Source organism: Luteimonas dalianensis (assembly GCF_049339425.1).
Taxonomy (GTDB): domain Bacteria; phylum Pseudomonadota; class Gammaproteobacteria; order Xanthomonadales; family Xanthomonadaceae; genus Luteimonas; species Luteimonas dalianensis.
In genome coordinates, this window is record NZ_JBMPPO010000001.1 from 48047 (window position 1) to 62705 (window position 14659).

16 protein-coding genes are annotated in these 14659 nt (G+C 69.3%); 1 reads left to right on the plus strand and 15 read right to left on the minus strand.

Going from position 1 to position 14659, the window contains the following annotated elements; all coding sequences use genetic code 11:
• Positions 1-8 precede the first annotated feature (8 nt).
• From ACOZ90_RS00240 to nhaC, 5 genes are all read right to left on the minus strand, one after another.
• Positions 9-932 carry a C13 family peptidase gene (locus ACOZ90_RS00240; RefSeq protein ID WP_422891627.1) on the minus strand — a complete coding sequence of 308 codons (924 nt, stop codon included), beginning with the start codon at positions 930-932 and terminating at the stop codon, positions 9-11.
• Entirely contained in the window at positions 916-1608 is a 693-nt protein-coding gene (gene mtnC / locus ACOZ90_RS00245; RefSeq protein ID WP_422891628.1) for an acireductone synthase, read from the minus strand. The genes ACOZ90_RS00240 and mtnC overlap by 17 nt, the downstream gene beginning before the upstream one ends.
• A 16-nt stretch (positions 1609-1624) precedes the next feature.
• Positions 1625-2173 (minus strand): 1,2-dihydroxy-3-keto-5-methylthiopentene dioxygenase, encoded by a 549-nt coding sequence (locus ACOZ90_RS00250; RefSeq protein ID WP_422891629.1) that lies wholly within the window; start codon positions 2171-2173, stop codon positions 1625-1627.
• Positions 2174-2262: 89 nt separating this feature from the next.
• Positions 2263-2904, minus strand: coding sequence for a methylthioribulose 1-phosphate dehydratase (locus tag ACOZ90_RS00255; protein ID WP_422891630.1), 642 nt, complete (start codon positions 2902-2904; stop codon positions 2263-2265).
• Positions 2905-2929: 25 nt separating this feature from the next.
• Positions 2930-4417 (minus strand): Na+/H+ antiporter NhaC, encoded by a 1488-nt coding sequence (gene nhaC, locus ACOZ90_RS00260; protein ID WP_422891631.1) that lies wholly within the window; start codon positions 4415-4417, stop codon positions 2930-2932.
• A 177-nt stretch (positions 4418-4594) separates the two neighbouring features.
• Here nhaC and ACOZ90_RS00265 point away from each other — a divergent pair, with 177 nt between their 5' ends.
• Positions 4595-5149, plus strand: a complete 555-nt coding sequence (locus ACOZ90_RS00265; protein WP_422891632.1) for an NUDIX hydrolase — start codon at positions 4595-4597, stop codon at positions 5147-5149.
• Between the two features lie 35 nt (positions 5150-5184).
• Here the strand turns inward: ACOZ90_RS00265 and phoU are convergent, their stop codons facing one another.
• The 10 genes from phoU to ACOZ90_RS00315 form a co-directional block, all read right to left on the minus strand.
• Entirely contained in the window at positions 5185-5889 is a 705-nt protein-coding gene (gene phoU, locus ACOZ90_RS00270) for a phosphate signaling complex protein PhoU (RefSeq protein ID WP_422891633.1), read from the minus strand.
• A gap of 21 nt (positions 5890-5910) precedes the next feature.
• Positions 5911-6699: a phosphate ABC transporter ATP-binding protein PstB gene (pstB, locus tag ACOZ90_RS00275; protein ID WP_422891989.1), complete on the minus strand. Its 789-nt coding sequence runs from the start codon at positions 6697-6699 to the stop codon at positions 5911-5913.
• 55 nt (positions 6700-6754) lie between these two features.
• Positions 6755-7621, minus strand: a complete 867-nt coding sequence (gene pstA / locus ACOZ90_RS00280) for a phosphate ABC transporter permease PstA (RefSeq protein WP_422891634.1) — start codon at positions 7619-7621, stop codon at positions 6755-6757.
• Positions 7621-8589, minus strand: a complete 969-nt coding sequence (pstC, locus tag ACOZ90_RS00285; protein WP_422891635.1) for a phosphate ABC transporter permease subunit PstC — start codon at positions 8587-8589, stop codon at positions 7621-7623. Before pstC ends, pstA begins: the two co-directional genes overlap by 1 nt.
• 17 nt (positions 8590-8606) lie before the next feature.
• Entirely contained in the window at positions 8607-9677 is a 1071-nt protein-coding gene (gene pstS / locus ACOZ90_RS00290) for a phosphate ABC transporter substrate-binding protein PstS (protein WP_422891636.1), read from the minus strand.
• 181 nt (positions 9678-9858) lie between these two features.
• Positions 9859-9978 carry a DUF2474 domain-containing protein gene (locus tag ACOZ90_RS00295; RefSeq protein ID WP_422891637.1) on the minus strand — a complete coding sequence of 40 codons (120 nt, stop codon included), beginning with the start codon at positions 9976-9978 and terminating at the stop codon, positions 9859-9861.
• On the minus strand, positions 9978-10979 hold the full coding sequence (gene cydB, locus ACOZ90_RS00300; protein WP_422891638.1) for a cytochrome d ubiquinol oxidase subunit II: 1002 nt from the start codon (positions 10977-10979) through the stop codon (positions 9978-9980). Before cydB ends, ACOZ90_RS00295 begins: the two co-directional genes overlap by 1 nt.
• Before the next feature lie 4 nt (positions 10980-10983).
• A complete protein-coding gene (locus tag ACOZ90_RS00305; protein WP_422891639.1) occupies positions 10984-12441 on the minus strand; it encodes a cytochrome ubiquinol oxidase subunit I in 1458 nt (485 codons plus the stop codon).
• Between the two features lie 82 nt (positions 12442-12523).
• A complete protein-coding gene (gene greB / locus ACOZ90_RS00310) occupies positions 12524-13033 on the minus strand; it encodes a transcription elongation factor GreB (RefSeq protein WP_422891640.1) in 510 nt (169 codons plus the stop codon).
• A gap of 7 nt (positions 13034-13040) precedes the next feature.
• On the minus strand, positions 13041-14552 hold the full coding sequence (locus ACOZ90_RS00315; protein WP_422891641.1) for a helicase HerA-like domain-containing protein: 1512 nt from the start codon (positions 14550-14552) through the stop codon (positions 13041-13043).
• Between the last annotated feature and the right edge of the window lie 107 nt (positions 14553-14659).

The following is a 14659-nucleotide window of genomic DNA, read 5'->3' on the forward strand; positions in this document are numbered from 1 at the left end:
CGCCCGGTCTACGGCCCGTCGGCAGCGTCCGAAGCGGGCACGGCCGGGGCCTGGTAGGGATAGGCCACCGCCGGGCCGGGCTCGATCGAGGACCGCCAGGCATCCAGCACCGGCCCGATCCGCTCGCCCACGTGCATCTGCGGGTGGGAGGCGTCGTAGCCGTCCGCCTGCTCGCGCCGGGTGACCTCCTGCTTGGCGTCGCCGAAGGCGCGGATGAAATCGTCGTGGTGGTTGAGGGCTTCGACCAGCCAGGCCTGGCCGAACCAGGTCACATGCGAGGCGGCGCCGCAGCCGAACGAGGTGCGATCCTTGCGCGCGGCGGTGATTACCAGCGCGTCCGGGCTGCGCAGGGCAGGAAGGAACCCGCCCGAAAAACAGGCCGAGACCACCACCACCCGGTTGCGGATCCCCGATGCCTCGAGCGCGCCGGCAAGCGCCCCGGGGGTGATGGTTTCATCCAGCAGCGGCGGCAGCTCCACGTACAGCTCGTGATCCTCGCTGCCGTGGGTGGTGATGAACAGCAGCAGCAGATCCTCGTCCGGATCCATCGCCTCGCCGATGCCGGCCAGCGTCTGATCCAGGTTGTCGAGGGTGGCCAGCGGCCGCGGCGCCTCCTCGTCGAGGCTGTCGAAGTGGTTGACCAGGCCGATCACCCGCCCCTGCGCCTGGAAGCGCGTATTGACCAGCTGCTCCAGGTACAGCACCTCGTTGCGGAACACGTCCTCGTTGCCGTCACCGGCAAAGCCGACCACGTACAGGTCGGGCTGGCCGGGGCGCTGCGCCGGCATCGCCTCCAGTGCCTGGCTGATCAGGCGCCGGTCGCGCTCGGGAACGGTCTCTTCCTCGGCCGACGCGGCACTGCTGAACAGCACGGCGGCGGCGAGGACGAGGCTCCCGCCCCAGGCGCGACCGAAGCTAAGGATCGATTTCATCGAAGGACTCGACCCGCGGGTGGCCGCCGGCGGCCTCGCCGGTGCGCGGCTGCGGGTAATCCCCGCGCCGATCCAGCAGCACCGTGCCCATGCCGGCCTCGCGCGCCGCGTCCAGTTCGGCCACCACGTCGGACAGGAACAGCACCTGCGCCGGCGCCACGTCCAGGCGCCGGGCGATGCGCGCATAGCTTGCCGACTCGCGCTTGCCGCCGGTTTCGGTGTCGAACCAGGCCGAGAACAGCGGGCTCAGGTCGCCGGCGTCGGAGTGGGTGAAGAACAGCACCTGCGACGGCACCGAGCCGGACGAATACACCGCCAGCGGATGGCCCTGCTCGTGCCACTGCTGCAGGCGGCGGACGACATCCGGGTACACCGGCGCGGTGAAGTCGCCGTTGCGGTAGCCGTCGGCCCACAGCATGCCCTGCAGGGCCTTGAGCGCGGTGTGCTTGAGATCCTGCTCGATCCAGCCCTGCAAGGTCTCGGCGATCATTCCGTCCTGGCACACGCCGCCGAGCTCGGTGGCCACTTCGTCCAGCCAGCGGCGCACCTCCGGCTCGTGCCCGCGCACGCGCACGAAGCGGGGCATCTCCTGGCGGGCGTAGGGAAACAGCACCTGCTTGACGAAGGCGACCGGGCTGGTGGTGCCTTCGATGTCGGTCAGGATCGTGCGCGCCATTGCGTCCTCCGCGTGCTCAGGCCTCGCCGTAGCGCGGGAAGCGCTGGGCGATGTCCGAGCCGGTGAAGTGGCCGACCCAGCCGTCGGGCTGCTGGAAGAACCGGATCGCGACGAAGTCCGGCTCCGGCCCCATGTCGAACCAGTGGGTGGTGCCGTCGGGCACCGCGATCAGGTCGTCCTTGACGCACTCGATCTCGTACACCTTGCCGTCCACGTGCAGGGTGAACAGCCCCGAGCCGGCGACGAAGAAGCGCACCTCGTCCTCCTTGTGGTAGTGCTCGTCGAGGAACTTGCGCCGCATTTCCGCGCGCTGGGGGTTGTCCGGCGCAATGCTGATCACGTCGACCGTGGTGAAGCCGCGCTCGGCCGTGAGCCTGTCCACGTCCGCGCGGTAGGCCGCCAGCACTTCCTCCTGGCTGGCACCGGCGGCGATTGGCGCGCTGGCCTGCCAGCGCTCGAAGGTGACGCCGATGCGCTCCAGCTCGCGGGCGATCTCGTCGCCGTCATGGCTGACCAGCAGGGGCGCATCGGGCGCGTCGTTGTTGAAAATGCGAAGTCGGCTCATGGCCTGGCCTCATGGGACTGCGTGGATAGCCCAACATTATCAGGCATGCCCGCGCCCGGCACATGCGGCCCGCTGAATGTCCGGCTGCCTCAGCGTCCGGCGGTGAGCCGCCGCAGATCCAGCTCGCAGCCCAGCAGGAAATCGAACGCGTCCAGGTGCCGGCGCGCCTCGGCCATATCCCGGCCCCAGGCGTACAGGCCGTGGCCGTCGATCAGGTAGCCCCACATCGGGCCCTCATCGAGCAGCGCGTCGACCCGGGCCGCAAGCACCGGCATGTCCTGGCTGTTGGGCAGTACCGGCACGATCACTTCGGCCTCGTGGGTAGTGTTGCCGCTGAAGGCCTTGAGCAGTTCGAATCCGGCCAGGCGCACCTGGCCGGCGCCCGCGAACAGGCGTGAGGCCACCGTCTGGGTGCGCGAATGGGTATGCAGCACACAGCCCACGTCCGGCAGCCGGCGGTACAGCTGGGTATGCAGCAGGGTCTCGGCCGAGGGGCGGTGGTCGCTGCCGACGGCCTTGCCGTCGAAGTCCACGACCATGATGTCGTTTTCGCTCAGCCTGCCCTTGTCGCGGCCGGAGACGGTGATCGCGGCGTGGCGTTCGTCCAGGCGCTGGGAGAAGTTGCTGCTGGTGGCCGGCGTCCAGCCCTGCGCGGCCAGCTCGCGCACGTTGACGATGAGTTCGCCGGTGCGCTCGCGCAGCAGCCGGGTGTCATAGGGAGGGGCGCTCATGGCCACAAGTCTAACGCCGCGCGGCTCACTCGGCGGCGGCCGCGGGCGTGCGCTGCCCGGACTTGCCGTCGCCCGGCTTGAGCCGCAGCACCTTGAAGCCGGTATAGGCCATGATCAGCGCCACCACGGGCCCGGCCAGGTTGAAGAACGCATAGGGCAGGTAGTCCCAGGTGGCCACGCCCAGGGTCGCGGCCATGTACGCGCCGCAGGTGTTCCACGGCACCAGCGGGGAGGTGATGGTGGCGCCGTCCTCCAGCGCGCGCGACAGGTTCACCGGATCCAGCCCCCGGCGCTTGAACTCGGGCCGGTACAGGCGGCCGGGCAGCACGACCGCCATGTACTGGTCGGCGGCCACGATGTTGGCGCCCAGGGCGGTGGTGATGGTCGAGGCCAGCAGCGAGCCGGTGCTCTTCACCCTCGCCAGCAGGCTGCGCACCATGCGTTCCAGCAGCCCGGTACGCTCCATCACCGCGCCGAAGCCCAGCGCGCAGATGATCAGCCACACCGTATTGAGCATGCTGATCATGCCGCCGCGGGTGAGCAGGTCGTCCACCACCGCATTGCCGGTCTGCGACTGGTAGCCCTCGAACAGCGCCATCCAGGCCCCGGACAGCAGCGCCATCGGCCGGGACAGCTCGGGGTTGCCGGCCAGTTCGACCACCAGCTCCGGCTGGAACACGACCGCGAACACCCCGCCCAGCAGCGCCCCGATCATGATCGTCGGATAGGCCGGGAAACGCAGCACCGCCAGCGCGAACACCACCACCATCGGGATCAGCAGGTACCAGCCCAGGGTGTAGTGGGTGGCCAGCTGGCCGGCCAGCCCGCCGAACTCCGCGCTGCCGCCGCTGCCCTGGCTCAGGCCGATGACCGTGAACAGCACCAGCGCGATGGCCATGCTGGGGAAGGTCGTCCAGGTCAGGTGGCGGATGTGGGCGAACAGCTCGGCCCCTGCGGCGGCCGGGGCGATGATGGTGGTATCGGAGATCGGCGACATCTTGTCGCCGAAGTAGGCGCCGGAGATGATCGCCCCGGCGGTGATCGGCAGCGACATGTCCATGCCCTGGGCCACCCCGATCAGGGCCACGCCCAAGGTGCCGGCGACCGTCCAGGAGCTGCCGATCGACAGCGCCACGATCGCGCAGACGATGCACGTGGCCGGGTAGAAGTAAGCCGGGTGCATCAGCTGCATGCCGTACACGATCAGCATCGGCACCGTTCCGCTGAGGATCCAGGTGCCGATCAGCGCGCCGACCGAGAGCAGGATGAAGATCGGCACCACGGCCACCGACACCCCGTGCACCAGGCTGTCCTGGATCTCTTCCCACGGGATGTGGTTGCGCAGGCCGACCAGCGCGGCCACGCCGGTGGCCAGGATCAGTCCGACCTGGTTGGCGCCGAAGGAGGCGTCGTCGGCGTACAGGTAGACGGCGCAGGCCAGCGCCACCACCAGGAACAGCAGCGGGGTGAGTGCCTGCAGCAGGCTGGGATCCCGACGGCTTGCCTGGTTCACGCGCGGTGCTTCCGTCCGCCGAGGCCGGCCCGGCCAAACCCGTAGTGCATGCCAATTCCCCCTCGCGGTAGAGCGCTGTACCTTGCCAAAGGGGGCCTGCGATCACAAGCGGCGACCGGCACTTGACCGGCGGGGCGATAATGGGTGCTCCCCTGGCTTCCGAGGCCTCGCCAAGGCATGCAGCACACCGTCAGCCCGCACCAGCAGCTCATCGACACGCTGCTGGATTACCGGGCCCGCTGGCCGGACGAATCAGGCTGCGTGGGCCATTTCATCGAGCTCACGCAGTCCCGCGAGGATCCCTACGTGCGCGAGCGCCTGGCAGGCCACCTCACCGCCTCCTCGCTGCTGGTCAGCGCCGATGGCGGGCGCACCCTGCTGACCCACCACCGCAAGCTCGGCCTGTGGCTGCAGCCGGGCGGCCATGCCGACGGCGACCGCGACCTGGGGCGGGTGGCGCTGCGCGAGGCGGAGGAGGAGACCGGGCTGTCGGGACTGGTGCTGGAGCCGGTGGTGTTCGACCTGGATCGGCACTGGATCCCCGAACACAAGGGGGTGCCGGCGCACTGGCACTACGACGTGCGCTACGTGGTGCGCGCGGGCACGGATGAGCGCTCCATCGTCAGCGAGGAATCGCACGCCCTGGCATGGCGCGATATCGCCGGTGTCGCGGAAGACCAGGCGATGGACGCCTCCTTGCGCCGCATGGCGCGCAAGTGGCTCGCCCGGTAGGCGGCGGGAAACAGCCTGCGCCCCGCGAGCGGCCTTCAGCCGACGGTGTTGGTCTCGTCGCGCTTCTCGCGCGGCGGCAGCTCTTCCTCGCCGTGCTCCAGGAACCAGATGTTCTCGGCGATGTTGGTCACATGGTCGCCGATGCGCTCGATGTTCTTGGCCATGAACAGCAGGTGGGTGCACGGGGTGATCGCGCGCGCGTCCTCCATCATGTAGGTCAGCAGCTCGCGGAACAGGCCGGTGTACATCTGGTCCAGCTCGGCGTCGCCCTCGCGGATCTGCTGGGCGGCTTCGGCATCTCCCTCGCGATAGGCCACCAGCACCTCGCGCAGCTGGCGGGTGGCGATGCGCACCAGGCCCTTCAGGCCGCGGGTGATCGGCAGCGCCGGGGACTGGTTGAGCGCGATCGAGCGCTTGGCCACGTTGGCGGCATAGTCACCGATGCGCTCGATGTCGGACGACACCCTCAGCGCGGCCAGGATCTCGCGCAGGTCGCGCGCCAGCGGCCCGCGCAGGGCCAGCTTCATCACGTCTTCGCTGATTTCCTTTTCCAGCGCGTCGATGGCCACGTCGTTGTCGATCACCCGCCGGGCGGCGCCGTCGTCGCGGCGTTCCACGACGTCCAGCGCGGCCTCCAGCTGGGCGGCGGCCATCGTGCCCATGCGCAGGATCTCGTCCCTCAGGCGCGTGCGCTCCTCGTCGTAGCTGCGCACGATGTGGTCATGGGGCTGGTTGGGCATGTTCCTGTCCTGTCTGGCTCATCAACCGAATCTGCCGGTGATGTAGTCCTCGGTCTGCTGCTGGGATGGATTGGAGAAGATGGTGCGGGTCTCATCGTGCTCGATCAGGTCGCCCAAGTACATGAATGCGGTGTAGTCCGACACGCGCGCGGCCTGCTGCATGTTGTGGGTGACGATGACGATGGTGTAGTCGTTCTTGAGCTCCTCGATCAGCTGCTCGATGCGGCTGGTGGAGATCGGATCCAGCGCCGAGGTCGGCTCGTCGAGCAGCAGCACGTCCGGGCGCAGGGCCACCGCGCGGGCGATGCACAGGCGCTGCTGCTGGCCGCCGGACAGTCCCAGCGCGCTCTGGCCCAGCTTGTCCTTCACCTCGTTCCACAGCGCGGCCTGGCCTAGCGCCAGCTCGACCCGCTCGTCCATCTTCTTCTTCGAGAGCTTCTCGTGGTGGCGGATGGCGTAGGCGATGTTCTCGTAGATCGTCATCGGGAACGGCACCGGCTTCTGGAACACCATGCCGACCTTGCTGCGCAGGCGGTTCATCGGGTACTTGGGGGCGAGGATGTTCTCGCCGTCCAGCAGCACCTCGCCGCTGGCCACCTGCTTGGGATACAGGGCGTAGATCCGGTTGTAGACCCGCAGCAGGGTCGACTTGCCGCAGCCGGAGGGGCCGATCAGCGCGGTGACCCGCTTTTCCGGGATGTCGAGGTTGATCCCCTTGAGCGCATGGAAGCTGTCGTAGTGGAAGTCCAGGTTGCGCGTGGAGACCTTGACCGGCGCCTGCGGCAGCACGTCACGGTCGCTCGTGGCCATCCGTCGCGGCGCAGGGTTGTCGGAGGTGTCGGTCATTGCCGGTTCCAGAAGCGAATCAGTCATGGGAGATCTTGTTGCGCAGCAGCAGGGCGCGCGCGCCGATGCTCACGATCAGCACGAAGGTGGTCAGCACCAGGGCGCCGGCCCAGGCCAGTTGCTGCCAGGACTCGTAGGGGCTGCCCGCGTACTGGTACATCACCACCGGCACGCTGGCCATCGGCTGCATGATATCGGTGTTCCAGTACTGGTTGCCGAACGCGGTGAACAGCAGCGGGGCGGTCTCGCCGGAGATGCGTGCCAGCGCCAGCAGGATGCCGGTGACGATGCCCGCCGAGGCGCTGCGGTAGAGCACCTGCACGATCACCTTCCACTGCGGCACGCCCAGCGACAGCGCCGCCTCGCGCATCTGCACCGGTACCAGCCGCAGCATCTCGTCGGTGGTGCGCACCACCACCGGCAGCACGATGAAGGCCAGCGCGATCGCGCCCGCCAGGGCCGAGAAGTTGCCGCCGGTCTGCATCACGATCAGGGTGTACACGAACAGGCCCAGCACGATCGACGGTGCCGACAGCAGGATGTCGTTGATGAAGCGCACCACCGTGCCCGCCTTGCGCGCGTGGCCGTACTCCGACAGCCAGGTGCCTGCGGCCACGCCCAGCGGGGTGCCGATGGCGATCGCCATCGCGCACATCACCGCGCTGCCGAAGAAGGCGTTGAGCAGGCCGCCGCCTTCCTGCATCGGCGGCGGCGTCATCTGGGTGAACAGGTCGAGGTTGATGCCGCCGGCGGCCTTGCTCACCAGCGTCCACAGGATCCAGCCCAGGAAGAACAGCCCGAACCCGGCGGCCAGGCAGGAAATGATGATCGCGAACGCGTTGCCGAAGCGGCGCCGGCGGTACAGGCTGTCGGCCGTGGCGGACATCAGTTGCCCTCCTTGCGCGCCAGCCGCATCAGCATCAGCCGGGCGATGGCCAGCACCACGAAGGTCACCACGAACAGCACGAAGCCCAGCAGCAGCAGCGCCGAGCGGTAGGTCTCGGTGGCCTCGCCGAAGTCATTGGCGATCAGCGCCGCGATGGTGGTGCCCGGTTCCAGCAGGGAAGGGGACAGGCGCACGCTGTTGCCGACCACGAACGCCACCGCCATGGTCTCGCCCAGTGCGCGCCCCAGGCCCAGGAAGATGCCGCCGATCACCGCCGAGCGGGTGTAGGGCAGCACGATGTCCCAGCTGACCTCCCACTTGGTGGAGCCCAGCGCATAGGCCGACTCCTTGAGCCGGGTGGGGACGGTCAGGAACACCTCGCGCATGGTCGAGGTGATGAACGGGATCACCATGATCGCCAGCACCAGGCCGGCCGTGAGCAGGCCGATGCCCAGCGGCGGGCCGCGGAACAGCATCCCCAGGCCGGGGATCGCGCCGAGGGTGTCGTTGAGCCACGGGGTGACGTGGGTGGTCATCACCGGCACCAGCACGAACAGGCCCCACATGCCGTAGATGATCGACGGGATCGCCGCCAGCAGCTCGACCGCGGTGCTGATCGGGCCGCGGATCCAGCGCGGCGCCACCTCGGTCAGGAAGAACGCGATGCCGAAGCTCACCGGCACCGCGATGATCATCGCGATCACCGCGGTGACGACGGTGCCGTAGATCGGCGCCAGGGCACCGTAGCGGTTCTGCACCGGGTTCCAGTCGGCGGTGAAGAAGAACCGCCAGCCCTGCGAGAACAGGGCGTCGCGCCCGCCCCACAGCATCGACAGTGCGGCTGCGGCCAGGGCCAGCATCACCAGTACCACGGTGGCGCCCAGGATCAGCCGGAACAGGCGGTCGGCCCGGGCGTCGCGCAGGTCGCGGCCGGCCTTGCGGCCGTCGGGGAGAACGGTGGCGTTCATCGCGGGGCCAGTCCCGGTCAGTCGGCGCTGGTGTAGCCGAGCTCGCTCGCCCAGTACGCCTCGACCTGCTCAACCAGCTCGGCCGGCAGCGGCACGTAGTGCAGGGCGCTGGCCTGGCTGGCGCCGTTGTTGAGCGCCCAGTCGAAGAACGCCAGGGTGGACTGGGAGCGCGCCGGGTCGGACGGCTGCTTGTGCATCAGGATGAAGTTGGTGGCGGTGATCGGCCAGGCGTCCGCGCCGGGCGCGTCGGTGATCACCAGGTGGAAGTCGCTGGTGCCGGCCCAGTCGGCGGTTGCCGCGGCGGCGGAGAAGCTGGCTTCGCTGGGCTCCACCCAGTTGCCGGCCGCGTTCTGCAGTGAGGCGTAGGGCATGTCGTTCTGCAGCGCGTAGGCCAGCTCGACGTAGCCGATCGCGCCGTTGATCTGCTTCACGTAGGACGCCACGCCCTCGTTGCCCTTGCCGCCCACGCCCGAGGGCCACTGCAGCTGGGTGCCTTCGCCGATCCGCTCCTGCCACTGCGGGCTGACCTTGGACAGGTAGTTGCTGAAGTTGAAGGTGGTGCCCGAGCCGTCGGAGCGGTGGACGATGCCGATCTGGGTGTCCGGCAGGTCGGTGCCGGGGTTGAGCTCGGCGATCGCGGGATCGTTCCACGCGGTGATGCCGCCCATGAAGATGTCGGCCAGCACCGGGCCGGTCAGGCGCAGCTGGCCGGGCTCGAAGCCGGCCAGGTTGAACACCGGCACCACGCCGCCGATGGTGGACGGGAACTGGCCCAGGCCGGCCTCGGCGAGCTCCTGGCTCGACAGCGGGGCGTCGGAGGAGCCGAAGTCGACCGTGGCCGCCTTGATCTGGGCGATGCCGCCGCCCGAGCCGATCGACTGGTAGTTGAGCCGGTGGCCGGTGGCGGCGTTGTAATCGGCCGACCAGCGCGACATCAGCGGGAACACGAACGAGGCACCGGCGCCGGAGATCTCCGCGCGGGCAGAACCGTCGCCGGCGGCCGCGCCGTTGTCGGAAGGCGAGCAGGCGGAAAGCCCGAAAGCCAGCGGCAGGGCGAGGAGGGCGAGGCGAGCGGGCTGCAGTTTCATGGGAACTCCACGACGTTGGGCCGGCGTTGCCGGCTGATCCGGGTATGAAATGATGTTTTTGTTACAGATCGATGACAGAGCGTCCAGGTGTTGCAGCACCCGGGCCGTGTTCAGGGTCTGGAAAGCGTGATTATCAATGGCTGCGCGCTGAAAGTCTCCCCGTCTCCCGGATCCCGCGGGATCAGGCGATCCACAGCCGCAGCAGCCACGCCACCGTGCCCACCACGGCCAGGCCGGCGAGCCACAGCCCCGCGAACCAGGCCAGCCGCTTCCACAGCGGCCCGGGCGCCGGAGCGGCCATCAGTGGTAGCCCTCGTCGCCGACCTTGCCCCGGAACACCCAGTACGACCAGCCGGTGTAGAGCAGGATCACCGGAATCAGCACCACCGCCCCCACCAGCATGAACACCAGGCTCGAATCGGGCGAGGCGGCATCGGCAATGGTCACCGCCTGCGGCACCACCCAGGGGAACACGCTGATCCCCAGGCCCACGAAGGTCAGCGCGAACAGGGCCAGGGTGAGCAGGAACGGCGCCAGCTCGCGGCCGCGGCGCAGCGAGCGCCAGAACGCGTAGCCCATCACCGCGGTCAGCAGCGGCACCTGGGCGGTTACCAGCACCGCCGGCATGGTTGTCCAGCGGTGGTGGTAGTCGTAGTCCAGGCCCAGGGTGGCCAGGCTCACCGCGACGATGCCGGCCAGCATCGCCACGCCCAGGCGCGAGGCGTGGCGGCGGGCCCGCGCCTGCAGCTCGCCCTCGGTCTTGAGCACCAGCCAGGTCGCGCCCAGCAGGGCGTATCCCACCACCACGCTGACCCCGGTCAGCAGGCTGAACGGGGTCAGCCAGTCCCACCAGCCGCCGGCGTACTCGCGCCCGTCCACCGCGATTCCCTGCACCAGCGCGCCCAGGATGATCCCCTGGGCCAGCGCGGCCACGGTGGAGCCGCCCTGGAAGGCCGCGTCCCACCAGCGCCGGTGCAACGGATCGCGCCAGCGCGCCTCGAACGCCACCCCGCGGAACACCAGCGCCAGCACCATCGCGATCACCAGCGGGTACACCGCGGTCATGATGATGCCGAACGCCAGCGGGAACGCCGCCATCAGCCCGCCGCCGCCCAGCACCAGCCAGGTCTCGTTGCCGTCCCAGACCGGCGCCACGGTGTTGATCGCGGTGTCGCGCTGTTCTCCCGGGTCAATGCCGGGGAACAGGATGCCGATGCCCAGGTCGAAACCGTCCATCACCACGTAGGCGAACACGGCGAACAGCAGGATCAGGGCCCACACCAGGGCGATGTCGAAGTCCATGCGCTCAGTCCTCCTCCCCGGCCATCCGGATCGCCGGCCCCGGGGTGAGGCCGGCCGAACGGATCGGCGCATCGTCCTCGTCCATCGGCCGTTCGGCCGGCTGCACCCCGCGCGCCATCAGCCGCAGGATGTACAGCGTGCCCAGGCCGAACACGATGAAGTACACGATGATGAAGGCCACCAGCGAGGCGCCCACCGCCGAGGCGTCCAGCGCCGAAGCGCTTTCGGCCGTGGTCATCAGGCCGTAGACGGTGTAGGGCTGGCGGCCGACCTCGGTGGTCACCCAGCCGGCGATCACCGCCACGAAGCCCGATGGCGCCATCACCAGCGCCGCCCGGTGCAGCGCCGGCCATCCGTGCAGCCGCCGGCGCCAGCGCGCCCACAGGCTCCACGCGCCCAGGGCGATCATCAGCAGGCCGATCCCGACCATGATCCGGAACGACCAGAACACCATGCCCACCGGCGGCCGGGACTCGGCGGGGATGGTCTCCAGCCCGTCCATCGGCGCGTTGGGGTCGTGCTTGAGGATCAGTGAGCCGAGCTTGGGCACCTGCACCGCATAGCGCACGGTGCCGGCCGCCGAATCCGGGATCCCGAACAGGATCAGCGGCGCGCCCTCCGGATGGCTGCGGTAGTGGCCTTCCATCGCCATGACCTTGGCCGGCTGGTGCTCGAGCGTGTTGAGCCCGTGCAGGTCGCCGATCACGGCCTGCAGCGGCGCCACGACCAGCACTATCCACATCGCCATCGAGAACATCGTGCGCGCGCCGGCCAGCGAGCTGGTGGCCGCCGGATCATCGCCATCCAGGCGGGTGCCGGCGCGCCGGTGCCGCAGCAGGTGCCAGGCACCGACACCGCCCACCGCCAGCGCGGTGGTCAGGTAGGCGCCGGTCAGCGTGTGCGCCAGCCGGTAGGGGAAGCTGGGATTGAAGATGATCTCCATCCAGCTGACCGGCACGAACTGCCCCGCGTCGTTGATGTCGAACCCGGTGGGCGTCTGCATCCAGCTGTTGGCGCTGAGGATCCAGAACGCGGACAGGAAGGTGCCGATGGCCACCATCAGCGTGGCGATGAAGTGCAGCCGCGGGCCGACCCGGTTGAGCCCGAACAGCATCACCCCCAGGAAGCCGGCCTCCAGGAAGAACGCGGTCATCACCTCGTAGGCCATCAGCGGCCCGATCACCGGCCCGGCGCGGTCGGAGAACACCGCCCAGTTGGTACCGAACTGGTAGGTCATCACGATGCCCGACACCACGCCCATCGCGAACGCGACGGCGAAGATCTTCACCCAGAACCGGAACAGATCCAGGTAGACCTGCTCCTTCGTCCGCAGCCAGCGCCACTCCAGCACCGCCAGGTAGCTCGCAAGGCCGATGGTGAAGGCCGGGAAGATGAAGTGGAAGCTGATGGTGAACGCGAACTGCAGCCTCGCGAGGAAGACGGCGTCGGAGTTTTCGAACATGGAGGACTTCCGCAGCGCCAGTGACAGCCGCAGCGGAACCTACCACTCCCGTTGTTAGCGCAGTGGGTACGCGCGGGCGGGCTCAGCCGCCGTGGGGGTAGTCGACCGAGACCACCACGAAGTGCGCGTTGGCGCCCGGCAGGCGGGCCTGGAACTCGTCGTCAACGCGCTTTTTGAGCATCGCCCGTGCCAGCGGCGAGTCGATGCTGATCCAGCCGCGGGCGGCGTCGGTCTCGTCCGGTCCCACGATGCGGTAGCGGACGGCCTCGCCGCTGTCCTGGTCTTCCAGCTCCACGCTGGCGCCGAAGTAGACCGCCTCGCGATCGGCGGGCGGGGCGTCCACCACCCGCAGCGACTCCAGCCGCTTGCTGAGGTAGCGCACCCGGCGGTCGATGCCGCCCAGCTGCTTCTTGCGGTAGGTGTATTCCGCGTTCTCGGAGCGGTCGCCCTCGGCCGCGGCGGCGGCCAGCGCCTTCACCACCTCCGGGCGCTGCACCCGCCACAGGTCGTCCAGCTCCGCCTTGAGCCGGGCGTGGCCTTCGGGCGTGATCAGCGCGGTGCTCTTCTCCGGCGGCGGACGCCAGCGTCCCATCGCAGCCTCAGCGCTTGCCGCCGAACACGCCCATGATCCCGCGCATCACCTGGCGGCTGATCTGGTTGCCGACCCGGCGGGCGGCCTGCTTGCCCATGGTCTCGATCATGCCCTGGCGCCTGCCGGTGCCGAACAGCGCGTCGCGCGCCACCTGGCCCAGGCCGCGCTGGCCGTCGGCCGGCTTGTCGGCCTTGGCCTCGGGCGCCTCGGCCTGTTCGGAAATCTCCTGCGCGCGCTTTGCCAGGATCTCTTCCGCCGATTCACGGTTGACCGGAGTGTCGTACCTGGCCCCGACCGGGCTTGCGGCGCGCACGCGGGCGCGCTCTTCGTCGCTGATCGCGCCCATGCGGCAGCGCGGCGGCGCGATCACGGTGTGCTCGACCGCCATCGGGATGCCTTTCTCCTGCAGCGTTGACACCAGCGCCTCGCCGGTGCCCAGGCGCGAGATGGTGTCCACCACGTCCAGGTCGGGGTTGGCCACGAAGGTCTGGGCCGCGGTGCGCACCGCCTTCTGGTCGCGCGGGGTGTAGGCGCGCAGCGCGTGCTGCACCCGGTTGCCGAGCTGGCCGAGGATCTCGTCGGGCACGTCGTCGGGGAACTGCGAGCAGAAGTACACGCCCACGCCCTTGGAGCGGATCAGCCGCACCACCTGCTCGATCCGCTGCACCAGCGCCGCCGGCGCGTCGTCGAACAGCAGGTGGGCCTCGTCGAACACGAACACCAGCTTCGGCTTGTCCAGGTCGCCGACCTCGGGCAGGGTCTCGAACAGCTCCGACAGCAGCCACAGCAGGAAGGTGGAATACAGGCGCGGGCGCATCAGCAGCTGGTCGGCGGCGAGGATGCCGATCACGCCGCGGCCATTGGTGGTGGTGCGCATCAGGTCGTCCAGCTCCAGCGCCGGTTCGCCGAAGAAGTCGCCGCCGCCGTCCTGCTCCAGGCGCAGCAGCGCGCGCTGGATCGCGCCGACGGACTGCGGGCTGACCAGGCCGTATTCGGCCGATATCGCCTTGCGCTCCTCCAGCACCAGCCCCAGCAGCGCCCGCAGGTCGTCCAGATCCAGCAGCAGCAGGCCGCGGTCGTCGGCCAGCTTGAACACGATGTCCATCACCCCGGACTGGGTGTCGTTGAGCTCCAGGATCCGGGACAGCAGGGTGGGGCCCATCTCGGTGACGGTGGTGCGCACCGGGTGGCCCAGCTTGCCGTACAGATCCCAGAGGATGGTCGGGCTGCCCTCCACGCTGAAGCCGTCGATGTCCATCAGGTCGGCGCGCTTCTGCAGGCCCTCGCTCATCGTGCCCGGCACCGCCAGCCCGGCCACGTCGCCCTTCATGTCGGCCATGAACACCGGCACCCCGGCGCGCGAGAACGACTCGGCCAGCATCATCAGGGTCACGGTCTTGCCGGTGCCGGTGGCGCCGGCCACCAGGCCGTGGCGGTTGCCGTAGCGGGGCAGCAGGTAGACGTTGCCGCTTTCCGGGGTGGTGACCGAGCGGCCGAGGAGGATGGGATCGGGCTGCATGGGGCGTCCTGGCGATGGATTGGCGGAATTCTATGCCATCGCCGGGAGTCCGGCCGCCGGCATTTGCCGGGCCGCGGCCGCGGCGGCTAACCTGCGCACCCGCCTGC

Coding starts and splice junctions, on each gene's coding strand:
- ACOZ90_RS00305 (WP_422891639.1), bottom strand. CDS start 12,441: ATGTTCGAAAACTCCGACGCCGTCTTCCTCGCGAGGCTGCAGTTCGCG.
- greB (WP_422891640.1), bottom strand. CDS start 13,033: ATGGGACGCTGGCGTCCGCCGCCGGAGAAGAGCACCGCGCTGATCACG.
- ACOZ90_RS00265 (WP_422891632.1), top strand. CDS start 4,595: ATGCAGCACACCGTCAGCCCGCACCAGCAGCTCATCGACACGCTGCTG.
- phoU (WP_422891633.1), bottom strand. CDS start 5,889: ATGCCCAACCAGCCCCATGACCACATCGTGCGCAGCTACGACGAGGAG.
- ACOZ90_RS00255 (WP_422891630.1), bottom strand. CDS start 2,904: ATGAGCGCCCCTCCCTATGACACCCGGCTGCTGCGCGAGCGCACCGGC.
- cydB (WP_422891638.1), bottom strand. CDS start 10,979: ATGGACTTCGACATCGCCCTGGTGTGGGCCCTGATCCTGCTGTTCGCC.
- ACOZ90_RS00315 (WP_422891641.1), bottom strand. CDS start 14,552: ATGCAGCCCGATCCCATCCTCCTCGGCCGCTCGGTCACCACCCCGGAA.
- ACOZ90_RS00250 (WP_422891629.1), bottom strand. CDS start 2,173: ATGAGCCGACTTCGCATTTTCAACAACGACGCGCCCGATGCGCCCCTG.
- ACOZ90_RS00240 (WP_422891627.1), bottom strand. CDS start 932: ATGAAATCGATCCTTAGCTTCGGTCGCGCCTGGGGCGGGAGCCTCGTC.
- mtnC (WP_422891628.1), bottom strand. CDS start 1,608: ATGGCGCGCACGATCCTGACCGACATCGAAGGCACCACCAGCCCGGTC.
- ACOZ90_RS00295 (WP_422891637.1), bottom strand. CDS start 9,978: ATGGCCGCTCCGGCGCCCGGGCCGCTGTGGAAGCGGCTGGCCTGGTTC.
- pstS (WP_422891636.1), bottom strand. CDS start 9,677: ATGAAACTGCAGCCCGCTCGCCTCGCCCTCCTCGCCCTGCCGCTGGCT.
- pstA (WP_422891634.1), bottom strand. CDS start 7,621: ATGTCCGCCACGGCCGACAGCCTGTACCGCCGGCGCCGCTTCGGCAAC.
- pstC (WP_422891635.1), bottom strand. CDS start 8,589: ATGAACGCCACCGTTCTCCCCGACGGCCGCAAGGCCGGCCGCGACCTG.
- pstB (WP_422891989.1), bottom strand. CDS start 6,699: ATGGCCACGAGCGACCGTGACGTGCTGCCGCAGGCGCCGGTCAAGGTC.